Source organism: Aeromonas salmonicida subsp. salmonicida (assembly GCF_001643305.1).
Lineage (GTDB): Bacteria > Pseudomonadota > Gammaproteobacteria > Enterobacterales > Aeromonadaceae > Aeromonas > Aeromonas salmonicida.
Window position 1 is genome coordinate 1 of the sequence record NZ_LSGW01000031.1, and the last position, 2,738, is coordinate 2,738.

The 2,738-nt window shown below is 60.2% G+C and carries 1 protein-coding gene; it reads left to right on the plus strand.

Going from position 1 to position 2,738, the window contains the following annotated elements:
- Positions 1–176: 176 nt before the first annotated feature.
- Positions 177–2,738: hypothetical protein (locus AXW79_RS02210; RefSeq protein WP_063977635.1), on the plus strand; the 2,562-nt coding region annotated here is incomplete at its 3' end.

Below are 2,738 nucleotides of genomic sequence, written 5' to 3' on the forward strand. Positions count from 1 at the left end.
CCAACACCGCCTCCGTTCACGTACTCTAATCAGTCCTGAACCGATAAAACGGCGCCTGCGGGCGCCGTTTTTTTTATCTGCCCCCCTGCTTCCCGTTCAAGCCCGGTGTTAGAATCCACGCGGATTCAATCCAAGTGGGAAATGTCCCAAATATCGCGTAATAACCCGGAAGTTTTATGCTCTCAACACGTTTCAAAAGAGCCTCGGCAGCCCTGTTGCCGCTGCTCTGCTTACTCATCAGCCTCTGCGCCCCGCAAGCCATGGCGCAGGATGTGCCCCAACGGGCCAGCGTACAGCGGGCGCTCGATGCCCTCGGCAAGTCCGAGACCCTCACCGTCAGCCAGCAGGCCGACCAGAAGTTTCTGACAGACACCCTCAGCCTGCTCGACAGCATCGAGAAGGAACATGCCAAGGCCAAGAACCAAACCCAACGCCTCCGCTCTCTGCCGGGTGAGCTCAGGGACATCAGCGCCAAACTCGATGCCCTGACCCAGAACAAGAGCGCCGAGCAGATCAAGAGTGAATACGCACGCATGAGTCTGGCCGAGCTGGAGAGCCGCCAGCCCGAAGTCATTGCCAACATGCAGGATGCCCAGGAAACCCTCGGCACCATCGGCAGCCAGCTCACCAGTCTGCAAACCCTGCCGGAGCGGGCGCAGACCAACATGAGCCGTGCCTATCAGCGTAGCCAGGAGATACGCACCCGCCTCAACGTCGGTGACAGCGTCAGCACTGCCGAGAAGATGAAGCTGGGCGCAGAACTGGCCCTGCTGGAACTGCAACTGGCCAATCTGCAACAACAGCTGGATAACCGCACCAGCATGCAGGATCTGGCTGTCAAACAACGGGACTACCAGAATGCCCGCCTCGCCAACGAGGAGCAGAAGCTGCAACTGCTGCAGGAGCAGAGCAGTGCCAAACGTCTGGGGGATACCGAAAAAACCGCAGAGCAGACCGGTGAACTGGTCGCCATCGACGATAACCCGCTGGTACAAAAAGAGCAGGAACTCAACCATCAACTCAGCCAGCAGCTGGTCAGCGCCACCACCAATCTCAACAATCTGGTGCAGAAGAACCTGCAAGCCAAAAGCTGGCTGGAACGCGGCACCCAGACAGAGCGCAACCTGAACGAACAGGTACAGATGCTCAAGGGCAACCTGCTGCTCTCCCGCATCCTCTATCAGCTCTATCAACAGCTGGAGTCCGCACCCACCTCTGCAGTCAAGAATCTGGAAGAGCAGATCGCCGATCTGCATCTGGCACAGTTCGAACTGAGCCAGCAACGTGACCAGCTGTTCCAGAAAACCCAGTATCTGGACAACCTGATCGCCAACAGCAGCGAGCCGGTCAGTGCAGAGGACAGAGCCAACCTCTCCACCCTGCTCGACACCCGCATCAGCCTGCTCGACCAGCTCAACCGTCAGCTCGACAGCCAGCTGACCAACGCCATCAGCCTGCAGCTGACCCAGCAGCAGCTGGCGCGGATCTACGCTTCCATCGAATTTACCCTGCAACAACACATCTTCTGGGTCAGCAGCAACAAACCCATCGATGTGAAGTGGTTCATCAACTGGCCTGCCCAGGCTTACAAGCAAGCCTCAGACTGGGTGCTGAAACCGGACTGGGACGGCTGGGGCGAGATGCTGCTGCCGGTTTCCCTGCTCGCCTTCCCGCTGCTGCTGGTGGGTGGCCTGCTGATCTGGAAGCGACCCTCCCTGCTCAATCGACAGAAGCGGATCAACAAGGATCTGGGACGTTTTCGCCAGGACAGCCAGTGGCACACACCGCGCGCCCTGCTCTATACAGTGCTGCAGCGCCTGCCGGGCAGCCTCTTCATACTGGCGGCCGGTCTCTGGCTCACTTACTGTGGCCTGCTCAGCCCCAAACTGATTTTCCAGATCACCCTCAACCTCGCCCTCGGTTATCTGGTGTTCAGCGTCTACCTGGCGGTGATGCGCCCGGGCGGCATTGCCGAATCCCACTTCCGCATTCCGAAGGCCGAGTTGCAGGCCAAGCGCACCAGTATGCGCTACCTCTGGTTGCCGCTGCTGCCCCTCATCATGCTCTCTACCAAGGCCGTGGTAGAGCCTTCGTCGCTGGGCAACGATGTTGTCGGTCAGGCACTGACCCTGTTGCTGCTGGGCCTCACCACCTATCTGGTGTTCCCCATCTCTCGCACCATCATCAAGGGCGAGGGCAGCATGCAACAGTCGATCACAGCGGGCGCCCTGGCGCTGGCGCCGGTGGCACTGATGGTGCTGGTCGGACTGGGCTACTACTATACGGCACTGAAACTGACCGGCCGTCTGGTGGAATCCTTCTACCTGCTGATCATCTGGAGCCTGGTCTACCGCACCTCACTGCGTGGTCTGGAGCTGGCGGCCCGCCGCCTGGCCTACCGCCGTGCCGTGGCCAAGCGTGAGCACAAATCCCAGGAAGACGCGGAAGGTGGCGAGTCCATCGAAGAGCAGCCCATGGACCTGGAGGATGTCAGCCAGCAATCCCTGCGCTTGACCCGTACTGCGTTGCTGCTGGTATTCGGCGTCGCCTTCTACTGGCTCTGGTCTGATCTGGTGGCGGTCTTCTCCTACCTCGACAGCATGGTGTTGTGGCACCGCAGTGAAGGGAGCGGCACCAATGCCGTGCTCTTCCCGATCAGCCTGAGCGACGTGCTGATCGGCTTCCTCCTGCTCGGGGGCGCCTGGTCACTGGCCCGCAACCTGCCCGGTCTGCTGGAA